The organism is Nostoc sp. (assembly GCF_036919895.1).
In the GTDB taxonomy this organism is placed as follows: domain Bacteria; phylum Cyanobacteriota; class Cyanobacteriia; order Cyanobacteriales; family Nostocaceae; genus Nostoc.
On sequence record NZ_JBALBW010000084.1, the window covers coordinates 1 to 1,574 of the forward strand.

At 47.1% G+C, this 1,574-nt stretch carries 1 protein-coding gene; it reads right to left on the reverse strand.

Annotated features, from left to right (window positions below):
* Positions 1-1,574, reverse strand: a 1,574-nt coding sequence (gene ilvD, locus V7K55_RS16915) for a dihydroxy-acid dehydratase (RefSeq protein WP_334833243.1), incomplete at both ends; no start/stop codon positions are given.

Below are 1,574 nucleotides of genomic sequence, written 5' to 3' on the forward strand. Positions count from 1 at the left end.
CCTTTAGTGTAACGCGGAGCAGGAGGTTGCCAATTGGCACGACGACGGGCTAATTCTGATTCGGATATATTCAACTGCAATAAACGAGCCGGTGCATCAATGGTAATACTATCGCCTTCTTCAACAAGAGCGATCGCACCACCAACTGCCGCTTCTGGTGCAACATGACCAACTACCATACCATAAGTACCACCAGAAAAGCGTCCGTCGGTAATTAATCCCACTGCATCACCCAAACCAGCACCGATAATTGCCGAGGTAGGAGCCAACATTTCCCGCATTCCAGGGCCTCCCTTTGGCCCTTCGTAGCGGATAACGAGAATATCACCAGCTTGAATTTTACCCGCCAGAATTGCATCTAAAGAAGCTTCTTCCGATTCAAATACCCGTGCGGGGCCGGTAATTACTGGCTTTTTCACCCCGGTAATTTTAGCTACAGCACCTTCTGTTGCTAAATTACCTCTGAGGATGGCTAAATGTCCTTGGGCATACATGGGATTATTCCAAGTCCGAATCACATCTTGGGTGGCAGATGGTTCTTCTGGGATGTCTGCTAATATCTCTGCAATGGTTTGCCCGCTAATAGTTAGGCTATCACCATGTAATAAACCATGCGCGAGTAGCATTTTCATTACTTGGGGAATGCCACCAGCTTTGTGCAAATCTGTAGCGACATATTTACCACTTGGTTTCAAATCGCATAAAACAGGGACACGAGCGCGGATTGTTTCAAAATCATCTAGGGTTAACTCTACATTAGCAGCGCGAGCGATCGCTAAGAAATGCAATACCGCATTTGTGGAACCACCCACCGCCATAATTACAGAAATGGCATTCTCTATAGATTGGCGGGTGATAATTTGCCGGGGTAAGATTTGTTTGCGAATGGCTTCGACTAACACAAATGCCGATTTTTCCGCGCTGTCGGCTTTTTCGGCATCTTCGGCTGCCATTGTGGAAGAATAGGGCAAACTCATTCCCATCGCTTCAAATGCTGAAGACATGGTGTTAGCTGTGAACATTCCCCCGCAGGAACCAGCACCAGGACAAGCGCGACTTTCAACTTCTAATAGTTCTTTTTCGTCAATTTTTCCAGCACTATATTGACCAACGGCTTCAAAAGAACTGACAACAGTTAAATCGCGTCCGTTGTAGTGACCGGGTTTAATTGTACCACCGTAAACGAATATTGCAGGGATATTCATCCGCGCGATCGCTAGCATTGCGCCTGGCATATTTTTATCACAGCCGCCAATTGCCAGCACACCATCCATACTTTGCCCAGTACAGGCGGTTTCAATGGAATCGGCGATAACTTCGCGCGACACCAGGGAATATTTCATCCCTTCAGTTCCCATTGAAATCCCATCACTAATGGTAATTGTGCCGAACATTTGCGGCATCGCTCCGGCGGTTTTAATCCCAGCCTCTGCCCTTAGTGCGAGTTGATTTATCCCCATATTACAGGGAGTGATTGTGCTGTAACCGTTGGCTACACCGACAATAGCTTTGTTGAAATCTTCATCTTTAAAACCAACTGCCCGCAGCATAGCTCGATTTGGCGATCGCTGTAC